17 protein-coding genes and 1 pseudogene are annotated in these 19416 nt (G+C 51.6%); 5 read left to right on the top strand and 13 right to left on the bottom strand.

The features are described from left to right. Positions 1 to 26: 26 nt before the first annotated feature. The 3 genes from topB to J1G48_RS09955 form a co-directional block, all read right to left on the bottom strand. Positions 27 to 1976: a DNA topoisomerase III gene (gene topB, locus J1G48_RS09965; protein WP_001235873.1), complete on the bottom strand. Its 1950-nt coding sequence runs from the start codon at positions 1974 to 1976 to the stop codon at positions 27 to 29. Positions 1977 to 1980: 4 nt separating this feature from the next. Then, entirely contained in the window at positions 1981 to 3024 is a 1044-nt protein-coding gene (gene selD / locus J1G48_RS09960) for a selenide, water dikinase SelD (protein ID WP_001294900.1), read from the bottom strand. A gap of 117 nt (positions 3025 to 3141) precedes the next feature. Next, entirely contained in the window at positions 3142 to 3693 is a 552-nt protein-coding gene (locus J1G48_RS09955) for an NAD(P)H nitroreductase (protein WP_000339318.1), read from the bottom strand. A gap of 173 nt (positions 3694 to 3866) precedes the next feature. On the opposite strand from J1G48_RS09955, the gene sppA reads away from it, so the two are divergent. The 3 genes from sppA (at position 3867) to pncA (ending at position 7518) form a co-directional block, all read left to right on the top strand. Further along, the gene (gene sppA / locus J1G48_RS09950) at positions 3867 to 5723 is read left to right on the top strand and encodes a signal peptide peptidase SppA (protein WP_207600920.1); all 1857 of its coding nucleotides are present in this window, start codon (positions 3867 to 3869) and stop codon (positions 5721 to 5723) included. Positions 5724 to 5818: 95 nt separating this feature from the next. Further along, entirely contained in the window at positions 5819 to 6835 is a 1017-nt protein-coding gene (gene ansA, locus J1G48_RS09945; RefSeq protein ID WP_001170138.1) for an asparaginase, read from the top strand. Positions 6836 to 6861: 26 nt separating this feature from the next. Further along, positions 6862 to 7518 (top strand): bifunctional nicotinamidase/pyrazinamidase, encoded by a 657-nt coding sequence (pncA, locus tag J1G48_RS09940; protein WP_000184702.1) that lies wholly within the window; start codon positions 6862 to 6864, stop codon positions 7516 to 7518. 102 nt (positions 7519 to 7620) lie between these two features. Here pncA and J1G48_RS09935 read toward each other — a convergent pair whose 3' ends face one another. From J1G48_RS09935 to J1G48_RS09900, 8 genes are all read right to left on the bottom strand, one after another. Beyond that, positions 7621 to 8979: an MFS transporter gene (locus J1G48_RS09935; RefSeq protein ID WP_000389924.1), complete on the bottom strand. Its 1359-nt coding sequence runs from the start codon at positions 8977 to 8979 to the stop codon at positions 7621 to 7623. Between the two features lie 135 nt (positions 8980 to 9114). After that, positions 9115 to 9873: a DeoR/GlpR family DNA-binding transcription regulator gene (locus J1G48_RS09930; protein WP_000719104.1), complete on the bottom strand. Its 759-nt coding sequence runs from the start codon at positions 9871 to 9873 to the stop codon at positions 9115 to 9117. 129 nt (positions 9874 to 10002) lie between these two features. After that, positions 10003 to 10986, bottom strand: coding sequence for an aldo/keto reductase (locus J1G48_RS09925; protein ID WP_000782139.1), 984 nt, complete (start codon positions 10984 to 10986; stop codon positions 10003 to 10005). 9 nt (positions 10987 to 10995) lie between these two features. Continuing rightward, positions 10996 to 11943, bottom strand: a complete 948-nt coding sequence (locus tag J1G48_RS09920) for a sugar kinase (RefSeq protein ID WP_000343334.1) — start codon at positions 11941 to 11943, stop codon at positions 10996 to 10998. A gap of 4 nt (positions 11944 to 11947) precedes the next feature. Further along, positions 11948 to 12784, bottom strand: coding sequence for a ketose-bisphosphate aldolase (locus tag J1G48_RS09915; RefSeq protein WP_000878874.1), 837 nt, complete (start codon positions 12782 to 12784; stop codon positions 11948 to 11950). A 21-nt stretch (positions 12785 to 12805) separates the two neighbouring features. Further along, complete coding sequence (locus J1G48_RS09910; protein WP_000798080.1) at positions 12806 to 13849, bottom strand: NAD(P)-dependent alcohol dehydrogenase; 1044 nt, start codon at positions 13847 to 13849, stop codon at positions 12806 to 12808. Between the two features lie 10 nt (positions 13850 to 13859). Beyond that, positions 13860 to 15239, bottom strand: coding sequence for an MFS transporter (locus J1G48_RS09905; protein ID WP_000435324.1), 1380 nt, complete (start codon positions 15237 to 15239; stop codon positions 13860 to 13862). A gap of 26 nt (positions 15240 to 15265) precedes the next feature. Next, positions 15266 to 16342, bottom strand: coding sequence for a zinc-binding dehydrogenase (locus J1G48_RS09900; RefSeq protein WP_000645184.1), 1077 nt, complete (start codon positions 16340 to 16342; stop codon positions 15266 to 15268). Between the two features lie 295 nt (positions 16343 to 16637). On the opposite strand from J1G48_RS09900, the pseudogene J1G48_RS23310 reads away from it, so the two are divergent. After that, positions 16638 to 17060 (top strand): annotated as a pseudogene (locus J1G48_RS23310) (glycosyl hydrolase family 18 protein); the annotation flags it as partial. 175 nt (positions 17061 to 17235) lie between these two features. Here J1G48_RS23310 and J1G48_RS09895 read toward each other — a convergent pair. Both J1G48_RS09895 and msrB read right to left on the bottom strand, forming a co-directional pair. After that, positions 17236 to 17514: a YeaC family protein gene (locus tag J1G48_RS09895; RefSeq protein ID WP_001046864.1), complete on the bottom strand. Its 279-nt coding sequence runs from the start codon at positions 17512 to 17514 to the stop codon at positions 17236 to 17238. A gap of 41 nt (positions 17515 to 17555) precedes the next feature. Beyond that, positions 17556 to 17969, bottom strand: a complete 414-nt coding sequence (gene msrB, locus J1G48_RS09890; protein ID WP_001519539.1) for a peptide-methionine (R)-S-oxide reductase MsrB — start codon at positions 17967 to 17969, stop codon at positions 17556 to 17558. 341 nt (positions 17970 to 18310) lie between these two features. Between msrB and gapA the strand changes: the two genes are divergently transcribed. Next, positions 18311 to 19306: a glyceraldehyde-3-phosphate dehydrogenase gene (gene gapA / locus J1G48_RS09885; protein ID WP_000153505.1), complete on the top strand. Its 996-nt coding sequence runs from the start codon at positions 18311 to 18313 to the stop codon at positions 19304 to 19306. Positions 19307 to 19416: the final 110 nt, after the last annotated feature.

Raw genomic sequence — 19416 nt, 5'->3', positions numbered from 1 at the left:
CGTCGTCAGGCCAGATAGCTTTGCGCTTATTCGGTCTGACGGCCTGTCTCCTCAGCAGGCGGGCTTTTTTTGCCCGCTCGCTTACGCGGCGCGCTCTTTTTCTTTTCTCCACCGCCTGGCGCGACTATCCCTCTGAAACGCTTCACCGGCGTGCGCTTAGCCTGATCGATCAGCTGATATAACGTGCCGACCAGCGGTTGCATAAAATCCTGGTAACGGCACTGCTTTTCGCTGATTTGCGTCAAAACAGATTCCCAGTGCGCGGTCATATCTGGACGGGCCGCCATTTCCGGCAGCGAATGTATTAACGCTTTGCCAGCATCGGTAGAATGAATGTAGCGCCCTTTTTTGGTCAGAAAGCTACGTTTGAACAGCAGCTCGATAATCCCGGCGCGCGTGGCTTCCGTCCCCAGCCCATCGGTCGCGCGCAGGATCTTTTTCAGATCTTTATCCTGCACGAAGCGGGCAATTCCGGTCATCGCGGAAAGCAATGTCGCATCGGTGAAATGACGCGGCGGCTGGGTTTGGCGCTCGACCACTTCCCCCTTTTCACACAGCAACTCATCACCTTTGGCGACAACCGGCAGCGGCGTACCGTCGTTTTCCTCGTCGCGCTCTTTACTGCCCAGTAACGTCCGCCAACCGGCCTCCGCCAGAAAACGCGCTTTGGCGACAAATTTTCCTTTGGCGATTTCCAGTTCAATAACGCATTTACGAAACACCGCGTCCGGGCAGAACTGCATCAGATACTGACGCGCAATCAGGGTGTACACTTTCGCTTCGTTTTCCGTCAAATGGACAGAAGAACTGCGCGCCGTCGGGATAATCGCGTGGTGCGCATCCACTTTTTTGTCATCCCAGCAGCGATTGCGCGTGTCAGGATTAACCACAGACTGCGGCAGTAAATCCGGGGCGTGGACGCTAATCGCGTTCATGACCGCCTGCCGTCCGGCAAAGTGTTCTTCCGGCAGATAACGGCAGTCGGAACGCGGATAGGTAATCAGTTTGTGGGTTTCATATAGCTTCTGACAAATATCAAGCACGTTTTGCGCGCTCAGGCCAAAGCGTTTGGCGGCTTCAATCTGTAGCGTCGAGAGCGAAAACGGCAGCGGCGCGGATTCTGATTCCCGTTTATCATTATAACTGGTTACCAGCGCGGGCTGACCGTTGATTCGGTTCACTACATGCTCCGCCAGCGGACGATGAAGCAAGCGCCCCTCTTCATCCTGATAAGGTTCGCACGCCTCGCTCGGCTGCCAGATAGCGGTAAAACGCTCGTCGGCAGGCGTAACGATGTGCGCCTTTACTTCAAAGAAGTCTTTGGCGACGAAGTTCTCAATCTCTTCGTCTCGCCGCACCACCAGCCCCAGTACAGGCGTCTGCACGCGTCCCACGGATAACACGCCCTGATAGCCGGCATTACGGCCCAGGATCGTGTAAGCACGGGTCATATTAATGCCATACAGCCAGTCCGCTCGCGCTCGCGCCAGAGCGGAGACGCACAGCGGCACGAAGTCGCTGTTCGCCCGCAGCCTGTCAATAGCACGCTCGACCGCCTGCGGGTTAAGGTCGTTTATCAGACAACGCCGCACCTGCTGGCGCTTTTCGGCAGGAAGCTGGAGATAATCCAGCACTTCATCAACCAGAAGCTGTCCTTCGCGATCCGGGTCGCCGGCGTGAATAATTTCACCGGCTTGATGCAAAAAGCGCTTAATCACATTGAGCTGTTTGGTGACGGAAGGACGAGGCTGAAGCTGCCATTTTTCCGGCACGATAGGCAGGTCAGCCAGATTCCAGCGCGCATAACGGCTGTCATACGCATCCGGCTGCGCCTGTTCCAGCAAATGACCAATACACCAGGTGACGACCTGCCCGTTTCCGCACTCAATAAAACCATCGCCTTTACGGTGCGGTTTTGGCAGCACATCCGCAATGGCGCGCCCCAGACTCGGTTTTTCGGCAATAAACAACCGCATCAGGTTAACGAATCTCAACCATAGCGCGACCGCCGCGGGCCTCGACCAGTTCGCCAATCGCGGTCAGATCGATACCAAATTCCGCCGCGGTGGCTTTAACATCGTCTTCGGCGTCCGGCGTTACCGCCAACAGCAGACCGCCTGACGTTTGCGGATCGCACAGCAGGCTACGAACTTCACGCGACATGTCGCCCATCAGATGACCATAGCTGGCGAAGTTGCGCTCTGTGCCGCCCGGTACGGCGCCCAGAGCAATATACTCTTCCACGCCCGGCAGTTTAGGGATGTCCTGATAGCAAAGCAGCGCCTGCACGCCTGCGCCCTGGCACATCTCGCTCAGGTGCCCCAGCAGGCCAAAACCGGTAACGTCAGTCATGGCTTTTACGCCGTCGATATTGGCAAACGCCGCGCCAGCAACGTTCATCCGACACATGACTTCCGTCGCCAGCCCCTGATGTTCAGGTTTAAGCAGCGATTTTTTCTCGGCGGTGGTCAACACGCCAATCCCCAACGGTTTGGTCAGAAAGAGTTTGCATCCCGCCTGCGCGGTACTGTTTTTCTTCACCCGTTCGGTCGGCACTACGCCTGTGACCGCGAGACCAAAGATCGGCTCCGGGGCGTCAATAGAGTGTCCGCCCGCCAGCGCGATACCGGCCTGACGGCAGGCAAAACGCCCCCCCTCGGTCACTTCACGCGCAATATCGGGCGACAGGGTATTAATCGGCCAGCCAAGGATCGCGATCGCCATAATCGGTTTGCCGCCCATCGCAAAAATATCGCTGATGGCGTTTGTTGCCGCAATGCGGCCAAAATCAAACGGGTTGTCGACTATCGGCATAAAGAAGTCGGTGGTGCTGATAATACTGGTGCCATTACCCAGATCGTAAACCGCCGCATCATCGCGGGTTTCATTACCCACCAGCAGGTTCGGGTCGACGAACTTCGCCTGCTCGCTATGCAGGATAGTCTCCAGCACTTTAGGGGAAATTTTACAACCGCAACCAGCGCCGTGGCTGTATTGCGTTAAACGAATGGCTTGCTCGCTCATGGACATCTCCTGTCATTGCATTCGCGCTATGGTAGCGCTCATTCCCTGATGTGGTAAGTATCACTGTCTGAATTACCGCGCCTTTGCTCAGAATCCAGACAGTTTTATCCCTCAGCGTCAGAAATAACGCACAAACGGCGTGGGGTCGGGGGTACTGATCGTCGTTGACGCTTTGAGCTGCGGCGTGCCGAGATAGAGAAAACCAACAATTTTATCCTGCGGGCGGCACTCAAAGGCTTCCCGCACGATAGCGCTCTCCGTTAATGCGCCGCTACGCCAGATACCATTAAACCCTTGCGCAATCGCCGCCATTTGCATCGCCATCACCGCGCATCCGGCAGACATCTCCTGTTCCCACACGGGAACCTTATGGTTTTCTTCGCATTTCGCCACCACGGTAATGATCAGCGGCGCGCGAAACGGCGAATTACGCGCTTTTTCGATCGCTTTCTCATCGCCTCCGGCAGCGACAGCGCCTCGTTCAAGCACGGCGCTGAAGCGGTCGCGCCCCTCTCCTTCAATCACAAAAAAACGCCACGGCTGTAGAGATTTATGATCGGGAACACGCATTCCCGCCCGCAGAATGTTCTGTAATTGCTCTCCGACAGGCGCCGGTTCTGCGAGACGAGAGGCGCTACGACGGTTGACCAGCAGTTCTAGTGCATCCATTTGATTAACTCCAGCAATGATATTTATTCACAAAATTAACACGGGAGCGGATTTTGTTACAGCGCAGGCAGTGATTCCTGCTGACAACTGCCTGATGGGTCATTACGATAGCCACATCTTAATGCTTTATCCTCACCAAGGTATAAGCGTTGTTACTCAGATAGGGAGAATACATGCGAACCCTGTGGCGATTTATTGCCGGATTTTTTAAATGGACGTGGCGAGTGTTGAACTTCGTCCGTGAAATGGTACTCAACCTGTTCTTTATTTTTCTGGTCCTGGTGGGCGTTGGGATCTGGATGCAGATCGGTAACGGCAGCAACAGTGAACAAACGGCGCGCGGCGCTCTGCTGCTGGATATTTCCGGCGTCATTGTGGATAAACCCTCCACCAATCATCGTCTGGGCGCGCTGGGTCGCCAGTTATTTGGCGCCAGCTCCGACCGTCTGCAGGAAAACTCTCTGTTTAACATCGTCAACGCTATTCGTCAGGCGAAAGATGACCGTAACATCACGGGTATCGTTCTGGATCTGAAAAACTTCACCGGTGCCGATCAGCCGTCAATGCGCTATATCGGTAAAGCGCTGCGCGAATTCCGCGATAGCGGCAAACCGGTTTTCGCCGTGGGTGAAAACTACAGCCAGGGTCAGTATTACCTCGCCAGTTTCGCCAATAAAATTTGGCTTTCCCCACAGGGTCAGGTAGATCTTCACGGCTTCGCTACGAATGGCCTGTACTACAAAACGCTGCTGGATAAACTGAAAGTCTCTACCCACGTTTTCCGGGTCGGCACCTATAAATCCGCCGTCGAGCCGTTTATCCGCGACGATATGTCGCCCGCCGCCCGCGAGGCCGACAGCCGCTGGATAGGCGAACTGTGGCAGAACTACCTGCATACCGTTTCTGCCAATCGCCAGATTTCGCCGCAACAACTGTTCCCCGGCGCGCAGGCTATTATCGACGGGTTAACCAGCGTGGGCGGCGACACCGCCAAATATGCGCTCGACCATAAACTGGTGGACGCCCTCGCCTCCAGCGCAGATGTTGAAAAAGCGCTGACGAAGCAGTTTGGCTGGAGCAAAACCGAAAATAACTATCGCGCGATCAGCTATTACGATTATTCGCTGAAAACGCCTGCGGATACCGGCGGTACTATTGCGGTTATTTTCGCCAATGGCGCGATTATGGATGGCGAAGAAACGCCAGGGAATGTCGGCGGCGACACTACGGCATCGCAGATCCGCGACGCACGCCTTGATCCTAAAGTGAAAGCGATTGTGCTGCGCGTCAATAGCCCAGGCGGGAGCGTCAACGCCTCCGAAGTTATCCGCGCCGAACTGGCGGCAGCAAGAGCGGCTGGCAAACCGGTGGTGGTCTCAATGGGCGGCATGGCGGCCTCCGGCGGTTACTGGATCTCTACGCCGGCAAACTATATCGTGGCCAGCCCCAGCACGCTGACGGGTTCAATTGGCATCTTCGGCGTCATCAATACGGTAGAAAACAGCCTGTCGTCGATTGGCGTACACAGCGACGGCGTTTCCACCTCGCCGCTGGCGGATATTTCGATGACCAAAGCACTGTCACCGGAAGTGCAGCAGATGATGCAACTCAGTATTGAGTACGGCTACAAACGCTTTATCACGCTGGTGGCAGACGCGCGTAAGCGTACGCCGGAGCAAATTGATAAAATCGCACAAGGCCATGTCTGGACCGGAGAAGACGCGAAAGCCAATGGTCTGGTGGACAGTCTCGGCGACTTTGACGACGCCGTCGCCAAAGCGGCGGAGCTGGCGAAACTGAAACAGTGGCATCTTGATTACTATCAGGACGAACCGACGGTCCTTGATATGGTCATGGACAGTATGACCGGATCAGTACGCGCCATGCTGCCGGAGGCCATTCAGGCTATGCTCCCGGCGCCGCTCGTTTCCGCCGCCAACACGGTGAAGGCCGAGGGGGATAAACTGGCGGCATTTAACGATCCCCAAAACCGTTATGCGTTCTGTTTGACTTGCGCGAACGTTCGCTAATGCTTCATCAATAGCCATACCGGATGGCGGCGTCTGCTCATAGCCGCCATCCGATAATCATTAATACGTCCTTCGCGACACGACTGAACATTATCATGCAAAAGAAATCAATTTACGTTGCCTATACCGGCGGTACTATCGGTATGCAGCGCTCAGATAAAGGGTATATCCCGGTGTCCGGGCACCTTCAGCGCCAGCTGGCGCTGATGCCGGAATTCCACCGCCCGGAGATGCCGGATTTTACCATCCATGAATATGCCCCGCTGATGGATTCATCAGATATGACGCCGGAAGACTGGCAGCATATCGCTGCAGATATCAAAGCGCACTACGATGAGTATGACGGTTTTGTTATTCTGCACGGCACCGACACGATGGCGTATACCGCATCGGCGCTCTCTTTCATGCTGGAAAATCTGGGTAAACCGGTTATTGTGACAGGGTCACAAATTCCGCTGGCTGAGCTGCGCTCCGACGGGCAAATTAATTTGCTGAATGCGCTTTATGTCGCCGCCAACTACCCTGTTAATGAAGTAACGCTGTTTTTTAATAATCGTCTGTTCCGCGGCAATCGCACGACCAAAGCACATGCGGATGGTTTTGACGCTTTTGCCTCTCCTAATCTGCCGCCCTTGCTGGAAGCAGGAATTCACATTCGCCGTTTAAATACGCCTCCCGCGCCCTACGGTTCTGGTGAATTAATCGTTCACCCTATTACGCCGCAGCCGATAGGCGTAGTGACGATTTATCCGGGGATTTCCGCCGAGGTAGTACGTAACTTTCTGCGTCAGCCGGTAAAAGCGCTGATTCTGCGCTCTTATGGCGTAGGCAACGCGCCGCAAAATAAAGCGTTTTTACAGGAGCTGAAAGAGGCCAGTTCGCGCGGCATCGTGGTGGTTAACCTGACGCAATGCATGTCAGGGAGAGTCAATATGGGCGGGTACGCTACCGGTAATGCGCTGGCGCACGCTGGCGTGATTGGCGGTGCCGATATGACCGTCGAAGCTACCTTAACCAAACTGCATTATTTGTTAAGCCAGGGTCTGGACACTCAGGCGATTCGTAGCGCGATGGCGCAAAACTTGCGTGGTGAATTGACGCCGGATGATTAAAAAATCCCGACGACAAGGAGAAGATAATGACAAACCGGGCCTTATTACTGGTCGACTTGCAAAATGACTTTTGCGCCGGCGGCGCGCTGGCTGTAGCGGAAGGCGACAGTACCATCGACATCGCCAACGCTCTTATTGACTGGTGCCAGCCCCGGCAGATTCCGGTGCTGGCCAGCCAGGACTGGCATCCCGCGCAGCATGGCAGCTTCGCCAGCCAGCATCAGGCGGAACCCTATAGTCAGGGAGAGCTGGACGGGCTGCCGCAAACGCTCTGGCCGGATCACTGCGTTCAACATACCGACGGCGCGGCGTTACATCCCCTGCTTAACCAACATGCGATTGACGCCTGCATCTATAAGGGTGAGAACCCGCTGATTGATAGCTACAGCGCGTTTTTTGACAACGAACATCGGCAGAAAACTACCCTTGATACCTGGCTTCGCGAGCATGACGTTACCGAGCTTATCGTGATGGGGTTGGCGACCGATTACTGCGTAAAATTTACGGTGCTGGATGCGCTAGAGTTGGGCTATGCCGTTAACGTTATCACCGATGGCTGTCGCGGCGTGAATATTCACCCGCAGGATAGCGCACACGCGTTTATGGAGATGGCGTCGGCAGGCGCGACGCTGTATACGCTGGCAGACTGGGAAGAGACGCAGGGCCAGGCTGTCGCCAGGTAGCGGAGCAGGTATCGTATCCGGTCAATACATCACGCAACGGTGAGACCATTGCATAGATCTTTGGGCCGGATACGTCACGTCAGCGCCGCTACCAGGCAAAGCTCAACGCAGGCTGGAGAGCGCTTCTAACGAAACTCTTCTCGTTTCAATGCCAAAACAAAATAATATCAGCGCGCACGCCGCCAGCAGCATACCCAGCACAACAAAAACGGTGACAGATCCATACCGGGTCAGTAAAACCGCCACGCCGTAGGGGGTAAAGACAGCGACGATCCGCCCTACCGCATTCACAAAACCCGATCCACGTAGTCTAAGGTGCGTAGGCCATAATTCGGGAACGTAAACCGCCGAGGCGAAGCAGACGTACATATACAGAAAGGAAATCATGACTAGTCCATAAACCAGAATGGCCCATTCCTCAGTCTGTATTGAGTAAAAATATCCTACTACCGCAATAACGATAAGCAACAGCGAACCAAATAACCGTCTGGGGAAATGATCAATAATGAGCGCGGCGATAAATATGCCCACCGGCGCGCCAATCATAATGATGGCGGTCATGAAAATGGATTTTGTAACATCAATTCCTGAATTAACAAAAATTGTCGGGATCCATACCGTAATGGTATAAAGCGAAATGTTCATCGCAATCAATACAGTGATCGCCACTAACGTGCGCCGCAACATTTGTCCTTTGAATAAGAGCCAGAATGTACCGTTTTCAAAGCGCGATTCCGTGGATTTATTGCTTTCCTGATGCGGCGGCAAAACAATACTTTTTTCTTTTTCTATTTGCGATTCAATCATGAGAAGCTGCTGTTCAGCCTCGCGTTGCCGCCCTTTACCTGCTAACCACCTGGGCGATTCGATAAAGTACTTCCCCGAAAGAGACCACGCCAGCAGCATCCCTATCCCACCAAGAAGAAACATCATCCGCCAGCTTAAAAACGCAATGACCACTACGCCAATTCCCGCAGACAGCATCGGTGACCAGTTCCCTACAAAAGAGAGACGCGCGGACCATTTTCCTCGTACAATGGGAGGGATAAACTCGGTAAAAGAAGCATATCCAACCATAATCAATGCCCCCATGCCTGTCCCCATCAGACAACGAAAGAAAATCAGCCAGTACATATTGGGAACAAATGCGGCAGCCGTTGCGGAGATGCCCACAAGCAACAAATTAATGCGAAACGCTTTTCGACGCCCCAGGTAATCCCCAATAAAACCGCCGGTAAGCGAACCAATAAAATAGCCAAGCATCAGTGCCGATGTGAACGCGGCATTAAGATAATTATTCGACCAGCCATTGTTTATCAATTTGGCCAGAACCACATTTCCTGAATAACTCAAAAACCCCGTTAATAGCAGGCCAAAACTAATTATTCCAAAAATACGAAAATGAAACCGGGATAACGGTAAGCGGTCTAGTCTGGCGCCGATATGATCATTGTCTTCCATCTGGATGGCCTCTAACGCAGCAAAATAATAAATTATTGTCTCTCGGCAAAGGGGTATTTGCCGCACTTGCTATCATCTGCCGTTTTTTTTGGCATAATCCAGGCGAAAACAATCCAGGCAAGGATAATCTATCGATTAATAGACAAGCTGGATATTATTTTTATCGCAAAATGCGATCCATTCATCACCTGGCGTTTTATTCGTTATCAGGTAATGGATATGACTAAAATCGACCAACCGCACGAACGCTTTACGATCAAATTTTGAGTGGTCCACCAATAACGCCACCTCTGTGGCCTGGCGAATCATCGTTTTTTTGATTTCAGCTTCCGCCTCGTTAGAATCAAGCGCCCCGCTCGCCATATCCAGCCCTTTACAACTCATTACCATAATATCAACATGATAACGGCTGATTATTTCTTTAGTGATACGCCCCTGCAGCGATAGCGTATTTTTATTTAACTCACCGCCCGTAGAAACAAGATTAATGTCCGATTGCGCCAGTTCATGGAAAGCTTCCGCTGAGTTAGTTAACAAAGTAAGATCGTTTCGGTCTTTCAGGAGTTTTAGCAATTCCATTACCGTACTGCTGGAGTCGGCGGCCATCGTTGTTTTGTTTTTAATAAACGGAAGCGTATTACGGGCTATAATTTGCTTCTCTTCATAGAACGATTTTGCACGCTTATAAAAATGGATATTGTCAGCCAGCACCGCCGAATTTAATACCGCACCGCCATAAGTTCGAGTCAAAAAGCCTTCATCTTCGAGTTTTTCCAGATCGCGTCGAATTGTCTCTTCGGTTACCTGAAAAATTGAACTCAAGTTAGAGACTGTTACTTTTTTATCATTAGCGACCATTTGTTTGATCGCCTGAATCCTGTCTTTCGCCGCCACGATTACACCTCTGTTTTCGACGTCATGATAAACGTTGAGTATCTCACAGACTATGTTTACTTTCAAAATAAGCCGTTTGAATAACAGATTTTATCTGCATTTCGCCAAAAAAGAGGTGTAATGTATTGCTTATGGATTGTCCAGCGCTTCCGCCATTTGTCTCATCAATAACGCATCGTCATCCGTTAAGGTGATGGACAGCGCAGCGATATTCTCTCGTACCTGCTCCGGCGACGTGGCGCCGCTCAGTATCGAAATCAGCTCGCTTTGTCGCAATATCCACGCCAGCGCCAGCGTCGGGACGGCGCAATGGTATTTGTCGCACAATGGCTGCCACTGCTCCAGCATATCAATAACCCGCAACATATTCTCACGCTGGAACCAGAGTTTATTCGCGCGCGCCCCGCCGGGAACATAGTCACGGGTAATGGTGCCGGTTAACAATCCCTGCTCCAGTGGCGAATAAACCTGTACCACGATGCCGTGCTCGCGGCATAGCGGCAGCAGCTCCGTTTCCAGCGCCCGGTCAAGAATGCTGTATTTCGCCTGTATGATGTCCAGCTCGCCATGTTTAAGGTATTCGCGGATATGGCTGACATCTACATTCGCCGCCCCGATAGAACGGATTTTCCCCTCTGCTTTCAGAGCATTGAGCACGCCAACGGTTTCCGCAATCGGCGTAAAAAACGGCGGTACCGACTGCCAGTGGGTCATATAGATATCGATATAATCAATCCCTAGTCGCTGGAGACTGGCATCGACTTCTTTACGAATAGAGTCCGGAGAAAGATTTTTATAGAGCTGGCGATCGCCGACTTTATTGAACAGACTCCCTTCCCGCTCCCAGACGATCCCGCATTTGGTCTCCACCACCATCTCGTTACGCGGTAATTTTTTCAGCGCCTGGCCGACAATCACTTCGCTATTGCCAAAGTTATAGCCCGGCGCCGTATCAATCAGGTTAATACCACAACGGTGCGCCTCAACGATAGTATCGATGCAGACCTGCATATCGAGGTTGCCATTCCATGCCGGACCGCCGCCGATAGCCCAGGTGCCGAGTCCCATACGGGAAAGCGCTATATCTGTATTACCTAAAGGTATCATTTTCATCTGCCGCTATTACCCTTCGTATTCATTCAGGAGTTGTTCCACTAGCATTCTGTTTTTCACGCCCGTTGTGGCGCCCACGCTGAGTACCGATATCGCGGCCGTCGCATTGGCGAACCGTGCGCATTCACGCAGCGTTTTTCCCTCCAGTAGCGCGGCGATAAATCCCGATGCAAAATTATCACCAGCGCCAATAGTGTCGATGGCGGTAATGCCTGACACCGCAGGCACCTCCATTTTTATATCGGCGCTTTTGATAAAGCAGCCTTTCTTGCCAGTTTTAATCACCACTGTTTTTACGCCACATTGCAAAAAACAATCGGCAATATCATCCAGCGTCTCTTTCCCGGTCAGCTTTTTGGCTTCATCAATATTAGGAAACAGATAATCGACAAAACTTAGCGCTTCGCGAATATCGTCCAGAGTTTCATTCAGCCGCGGTTTGATCATGTCAGCGCAGATAACCAGTTGATGCGCTTTCGCCTGCGTAAAAATAGCCGTTAATGCTTTGCCATCCAGCAGCGGGCTGTTAAAGATACTTGCCAGTGATAACAGCCTGACCTGAGAAAAACGGTCAAAATCGACATCGTTAATATTTAGCTTCCACAGGCTGCCGTTACGGTTAGTGACAAAGGTGCGCTCACCATCATCAGTCACCAGCCCAACATTAATTGAGGTATCAATATCCGCATCCTGCTTCAGGCTCTGAATATCGATATTCTCCTTCCGACAGTGGTCGAGAATAAAATATCCTGCCGCATCGTCGCCAACGCGACTCATTAGCGCAGTGCGATGCCCGAGACGCGAAATAATCGTGGCTTCATTAATCGCATCTCCCCCTGTGGTCATGGCAATTCGTTCTAATGGATACGAATCGACATCAAAGATATTTTTACTAACCGGTTGCAAAGGAATGTCGACAATGGCCGCCCCTATGCAAAGAACTTCAATTTCGTCCATATCATCATTCCGCTTTACCATCTGAACCAAACAGTTTGATTTTTTCCAGCGCACGGGCTTTTACCGCTTTGCGTACTTCGCGTTCCAGATGCAGGAACGGCTGATCCTGATTCTCTTTTACCGCTACCATCGCGGCCTGACACAGTTCGGTGTGGATATTGATTTTCGAGATGCCCAGCGAAATGGCTTTTTTGATATCCGCGTCGCTAATACCGGAAGCGCCGTGTAACACTAGCGGTACGGAAACTGCCTGGCGCACGCGCTCCACGACCTCAAAATTCAGTTTTGGTTTAGAGGTATACACGCCATGCTGGTTGCCGATGGCGACCGCCAGCGAGTCACAACCGGTGCGCGCTACAAATTCCGCCGCCTGATCCGGGTCGGTATAGTGATACCCCGCCAACGCCTCTTCATACACCGTTTCGTTCCCTACGTGTCCTAACTCCGCCTCTACCGGAATACCCAGCGGATGGAAGAAATCCACGGCTTCTTTGGTCAGGCGAATATTTTCTTCAAAATCAAAGGAAGAAGCGTCACGCATCAGCGAGTTCATGCCGTGCGTCCAGGCATTATGGATAATGTCCATGCTACGTCCATGATCCCAGTGGGTAATTACCGGCACAGTGGCTTTTTTAGCCATGGAAACCATCATATGAGAGAAGTCTTCAAATGAAGTATTGCCCACAAATCCGGTACCAAAGGAGATAATAACCGGCGAATTTGCCTCTTCCGCCGCATCAATCACTCCCATCAACATTTCCGCATTCCACACATTAAAGTGCGCAATCGCGTAATGTTTATTTTGTGCATCATTTTCCCAATATTTTATATCTGCCAACATCGCTGTTTCTCCCGTTTTTCATTAATCGCAAACTTTAATAACGCCTTTAATAATGTCGCGTTTGTTATTCACCGACTCTTCAAATGCACGTTGTACGTCTTTGTAATCGTAAATATGCGTCACCATTGATTTCACATCGAAACGCCCGGAGGAGATGGCATCAATAGTCACCGGATAGCGGTTGGCATAGCGGAATACCGTCTGGATGGAGACTTCACGGTTAATTTTGAGGAAATTAATCGCTGAATCTCCTGCGACAGTGCCAACAATCATGATCTTCCCGCCGCGCATGACCAGATACGGCGCTTGCTGAGTTGTGACGGCGGAACCGGCGGTTTCAAACACAATATCGGCGCCCATATCGTCGGTGAACTGCTGGCAGAGCGCGACAGTATCTTCTTTCGCCCCATTGATAACGGTTGTCGCGCCCAGTCGTTCAGCCATTGCCAGCCGTTTTTCCAGCACATCCACTACCGCGATATTGGTCGCCCCCAGACACTTACACGCTTGCAGGGTCATTAAACCAATGCAGCCCGCGCCGAGAATGACGATTTTCTTACCCGGTTTAACATCCGCCAGCATTGCCGCGTGCATTCCAACAGCAGCAGGTTCCACCAGCGCACCTTCCATAGTGTCCATATTGTCCGGAAGCTTGTACGTAAAACTTTCCGGATGGCACAGATAGTGCGTTAAGGCCCCGCGATAATTCGGCTGCGTCGCCATAAAATCAACATCCGGACAAATATTGTATTTTCCTTCCAGACAATAGCGGCAGTGGCCGCACGGCACGCCCGGCTCGATATTAACCCGATCGCCTGGCTTAAATTTGCTTACCCGATTGCCGACCGCAACGACCGTACCAGCACACTCATGACCGAGACCAATTTCCTGATTTGGATCCTTCGGCGGAATGAATGGCCCGGATTCAAAACCGTGAACATCTGAACCGCAAATACCGACATATTCCACTTTGATCAATACTTCGTTTTCTTTTGGTACTGGAATATCAGCCGCTATAATTGTCATGGTGCCCGGCGTTTTTAGTATCGCTTTTGAATTTTTCATTTTTATTCCTTTATTTACTCGTGACCTTATCAATGCTCAGACTTTCAACCGAAACACCCTTGGTCTCGATTCCGATAGTCGCTATTGCGACGGCGACGATAATCGAGACAGCGCCCAGCAGGACGAAAACGCCCGTCACGCCATAACCGTTGAGTAATACCGCCACCGCATAGGGGGCAGCGATACCGCTGATTCTGCCGACAGCGTTCGCCAGGCCGGAACCGCGAAGTTTCGCTTCTGTTGGCCAGATCTCCGGCACATAGACCGCCGAGGCATAACAGACATACATATAGACAAAGGTAATCAGGAAAAAGCCAATTAAGGTGATAAGCAACATGCTGGTTTGCAGCGAATAAATATATCCCAGCACGGCAATCAGAATTAATAAACCGACACCCATGGTTTTGCGCGGAATTTTATCCATTACCAGCATAGCGATAAATATGCCAAACGGTGCGCCGAACATACTCATGGTATTTAAAACGATCGAATCTTTGAGGTTGATGCCCTGTGTCATAAAGATGGTGGGCAGCCAGTTAATTAACGTGTATTGCACAACGTTCATGGCAATCAGCACGCAGGAACCCAAAATAACGCGTTTCAGTAATACGCCAGTGAGCAACGCTGAATACGGTACGGAACGCGGCGGCTTGCCGCTGTTTTCAATAACAACCGGCGGCAGCGGTTTTCCTGTCTGACGTTCGATGCCTGCTTCAATGGCCTGCATAACCTTTTCGGCTTCCTGATAACGCCCGCGCGATTCCAGCCAGCGGGGAGATTCAGGGAAGTATCGCCAGGCAAGCGCGGTAGCAATCAGCGACAGCACAGCCGGGATCAGTAACTGCACGCGCCAGTTCCATTCCGCGCTAATTAGCGGCGTCAGCCCCATTGCAATCAGGGAACACAATGGATATGACCAGTTGCCAATAAACGAAACGCGACTCGACCAGGTTCCCCGGTTTCTGCCGGGCATGTACTCGGTAAATCCGGCGAACAGCGTGACCAGTAGTGCCCCTAATCCCACGCCCATCACAAAACGACAGGCAATCAGGAACATCATATTCGGTGAAAATGCGCCCACGACCATCGAGGCAATGTGAATCGCTTCATAAAGAATAAAGGCGTTCCTGCGTCCGGTTTTATCGCCGATAATGCCGCCCACCAGCGCGCCGAGAAACATCCCCGCCGTGGTAATGGCGGAGAAGGTGGCTGTCGTGGAATTATCGGTCCAGCCTAACTCCTTGAGCTGGGCAAGAATTAATCCGCCGACGGCATTACTCCAGCAAACAAGCAGACCAAAGGCGACGACGGCAAACATTGATGAATGCCACCGGCAATCCGGCAGGCGATCCAGCCGGGCGCCGCAGTGCGGTTTTGTTATCTGTTCCATGCGATAACGTTCCTTTAGCAGAAGGGTTATTCATCAAAGTCGTAGGTCATGATCACTTTAATGGCTGTTTTATCGACCATTGCGTCAAACCCTTCGCGCCACTGAGAAAGACCGATACGATGGGTGATCATCGGTTTTACTTTGATAGCGCCGCTGGCAAGCAGGCGAATCGCATTGCGCCAGGATGTGGAGTCATAGGCCATATGCCCAATGATGCTTTTGTTCCAGGAAGTAATGTCGTTAATGGAGAAATCGAGCGGCTTAAACCCCATACCGACGCGAACCACTTCACCATTTGGCCGCAGCATGTCGATGGCCTGTTTAAGCGCAATGTTGGCACCGGAGCATTCGATCACCAGACCGAGGTTGTCTTTGCCGCAAATCTCCCGGCAGCGTGCGACGACATCTTCCGTGGAGCCGTTAACAAACGCCGTCGCGCCGAGTTCTTTGGCCACAGGGAAACGGACAGGAACATCCTCATCCAGGCCAACCACCACGATATTTACCGCCCCCATAATGCGGGCCATTTGGACCGAAAACAGACCTAACGGACCGGTGCCGATGACTACCACGTCCTGGCCGGGTAAAAATTTGGATTGCTGGGCGATAGATTTATAGGCGTTGCAGATAGGGTCCAGTACTGCGGCTTCCTCGTAATCCACGCCTTCCGGGATCTCCCACAGGGCATGGCGATGGATTTTCAGGATTTCTCCCGGAACCAGGCAGTATTTGGAAAATCCACCGCCCCAGGTGTTGTTATCCAGACCCAGATTCACTTTTTCTGTACAACACAGAAAATCGCCTTGTTCACAGGCAGGGCAAACGCCGCAAACGTGTCCGCTGTTGTCAGAAACCACGCGCTGGCCGACTTTCCAGTCTTTCACTTTTTCGCCCACCCGCGCGATACGTCCGGCGAATTCATGACCGCGAACGGAGTTAAATTCGTCGGACCCGCTGTCAACGTTATAGTGCTTCATATCCGCGCCGCAGATCGCCGCCGCTTTGATTTCGATAATCACGTCTTCCGGACCGCATACCGGCTCCGGGACATCAATCATTTTGTAGCCGCCAAAGGCCTTGCCAAATCTCGCCAGTGCTTTCATTGCATCTTCCTTTGTGTTTGGTGTGCATCAATGCTCATCATACTTAACCATAAAATCTTTAAGGTCAACGATAAATCTTTAAAACACAGATAATGATCTGTATTTACCAACCAAGATCACAAACTCAACGAAACAAACGGCGATAAAACCAAAAAGATGGAAGCCGTATCGCGAAAGACGGCGTGAACGCCTGCGCAGGTTTCCATGGATGAAGATGCTAATCTGCTGCGGTTATTTTTTCGCCACTCCATTCTGTGGCGTGTTTCTGTTTTAGATGTCGAAGAGGATCGTTAAAGAAGCCTGTGCGGTGTTTATTCAACCGGCGCAGAAGATTGTCGACAAATATGGTCTCGATGGGATCGATCTTGACTGGGAATATTCGTTTAACGTCGCATTTAAAAGCGCTTCGTCAGCTAATGGGCCAATGGGTCACCCTCGTCGTCGGCGCGAATGCGGAAAGTCCGAAAAGCTGGCTGGACGTGAAAGCTATAGCCCCGTAGCTCGATTTTATCAATCTGATGACTTACGACATGGCCCTATGGCACACAGTATTTCAACGCCAATACGTATGACTCAAACGCCTGACCTGCTGCTGTCAGTGAAGTCTGCCGGAGGAAGGCACTGCTTGCCCTCTCTTATGAAAATCCGCGCTCGGTGGCGATCGATCAACGCGGACCAGATTAAAAAGCGCGGACTGGCCGGCGCAATGTTCTGGGAATAGGCCGCCGATGACAATAATCAGTTAGCGAAACAGTTGGCGGACTCGCTGGACATTAAGCGTTAATGGGTAAAAATATGGCGGGCCTGTGCCTGACAGCAATGAGCAGGCCCGGTAAGCACAACGCATTGGCAATGAAACCGCCGGATGGCGGCTACCTCTTATCCGGCTGCCGTTACTGCATTTTCAATGTCGCAATCGGCTTTGACGTAATACCGAAATCCGCTTTGAGCTGCTGCTTGCTTTTCATCACCATCTGACCGTGAGTATCGATCGTCATATGTTGCGCTTCGGTATTGTGCCGCGCCTGCCATAGCATCACCAGTTGCAGGCTGTTTTCTTTCTGTTCCGGCGTCAACGCCACGCCATCCGGCCATTTACCCAGCTCAACGGCGGTGGATAAACGTTGATACACTTCCGGCGTCATGCTGTTAATGATCTCATCAAGATTCATGATGTGTCCGCTCCTGTGGAATAATTTGCTGAATCGTTTTTTCAGCCTTTCAGTTGATCGCCGTTTTTCTCGTCAGAAAAGGCCAGCGAGGCCGAGTTAACGCAATAGCGCTCACCGGTTGGCTGCGGCCCGTCCGGGAAAACGTGTCCGAGATGCGCATCGCAGTTACCGCAACGAATTTCGACACGCTGCATGCCATGAGAAAAATCGTCTATGTAACGAATCGCCTCTTCGCTGACAGGCTGGTAAAAGCTAGGCCAGCCGCAGCCTGAATCGTATTTGGTGTGGGAGTGAAAAAGCGGCGTATCACAGACCAGGCAGTGATAAACCCCATCGCGTTTATTATGTAGCAGGCGTCCGGTAAATGGCGGTTCTGTGCCACGATCCTGCGTCACGTAGAATTGCATTTCGGACAATTTTTTCTTGAGTTCTTCTGCTGAAGGTTGGTTAGCCATTTGCTCACATCTCACTTTAAACGTGCTCACATTGCCTGACCGATTCTAACAAAACATTAACACCTCAGTACCAACTTTTGTTCTAAACTTGATCATTGCGAAATGGCGGCTCACGAATCGTGACTGATGTCACATTATTATCTCGGTTGCCCTTTAAAATTCGGGGCGGCGCCCCCATGTGGTTTCAAGCCGAAAGGAAGAGTGAGGCGAATCAGCCGCGCAAAGGTTGTGCAGAGGATTGATTTGTCGCAATGATTGACACGATTCCGCTTGACGCTGCGTAAGGTTTTTGTAATTTTACAGGCAACCTTTTATTCACTAACAAATAGCTGGTGGAATATATGACTATCAAAGTAGGTATCAACGGTTTTGGCCGTATCGGTCGCATTGTTTTCCGTGCTGCTCAGAAACGTTCTGACATCGAGATCGTTGCAATCAACGACCTGTTAGACGCAGAGTACATGGCATACATGCTGAAATATGACTCCACTCACGGCCGTTTCGACGGTACTGTTGAAGTGAAAGACGGTCATCTGATCGTTAACGGTAAAAAAATCCGTGTTACCGCTGAACGCGATCCGGCTAACCTGAAATGGGACGAAGTTGGTGTTGACGTAGTGGCTGAAGCTACCGGTATCTTCCTGACTGACGAAACCGCGCGTAAACACATCACCGCTGGCGCGAAAAAAGTGGTTCTGACGGGTCCATCTAAAGACAACACCCCAATGTTTGTTAAAGGCGCTAACTTTGACAAATACGAAGGCCAGGACATCGTTTCCAACGCTTCCTGCACCACCAACTGCCTGGCGCCGCTGGCTAAAGTTATCAACGACAACTTCGGCATCATCGAAGGTCTGATGACTACTGTTCACGCGACTACCGCAACCCAGAAAACCGTTGACGGCCCGTCTCACAAAGACTGGCGCGGCGGCCGCGGCGCATCTCAGAACATCATCCCGTCCTCTACTGGCGCTGCTAAAGCGGTAGGTAAAGTACTGCCAGAACTGAATGGCAAACTGACTGGTATGGCGTTCCGCGTTCCGACTCCGAACGTATCCGTTGTTGACCTGACCGTTCGTCTGGAAAAAGCGGCTACCTACGAGCAGATCAAAGCTGCTGTTAAAGCTGCTGCCGAAGGCGAAATGAAAGGCGTTCTGGGTTACACCGAAGACGACGTTGTATCTACCGATTTCAACGGCGAAGTATGCACCTCCGTGTTCGATGCTAAAGCAGGCATCGCGCTGAACGACAACTTCGTGAAACTGGTCTCCTGGTACGATAACGAAACCGGTTACTCCAACAAAGTACTGGACCTGATTGCTCACATCTCCAAATAAGTTGAGATGACACAGTCATTGGTAAGAGCGACTCAGGTCGCTCTTTTTTTTGCTTAAAGATATACCCGTCATACTTCAAGTTGCAGGTGTGTTGGCTATGCTTTCTCACC

The organism is Salmonella sp. SAL-020, assembly GCF_017372215.1.
In the GTDB taxonomy this organism is placed as follows: Bacteria; Pseudomonadota; Gammaproteobacteria; order Enterobacterales; family Enterobacteriaceae; genus Salmonella; species Salmonella enterica.
Note: the sequence above shows the minus strand (reverse complement) of the source record. Positions and strands in the feature narration are given on the sequence as shown.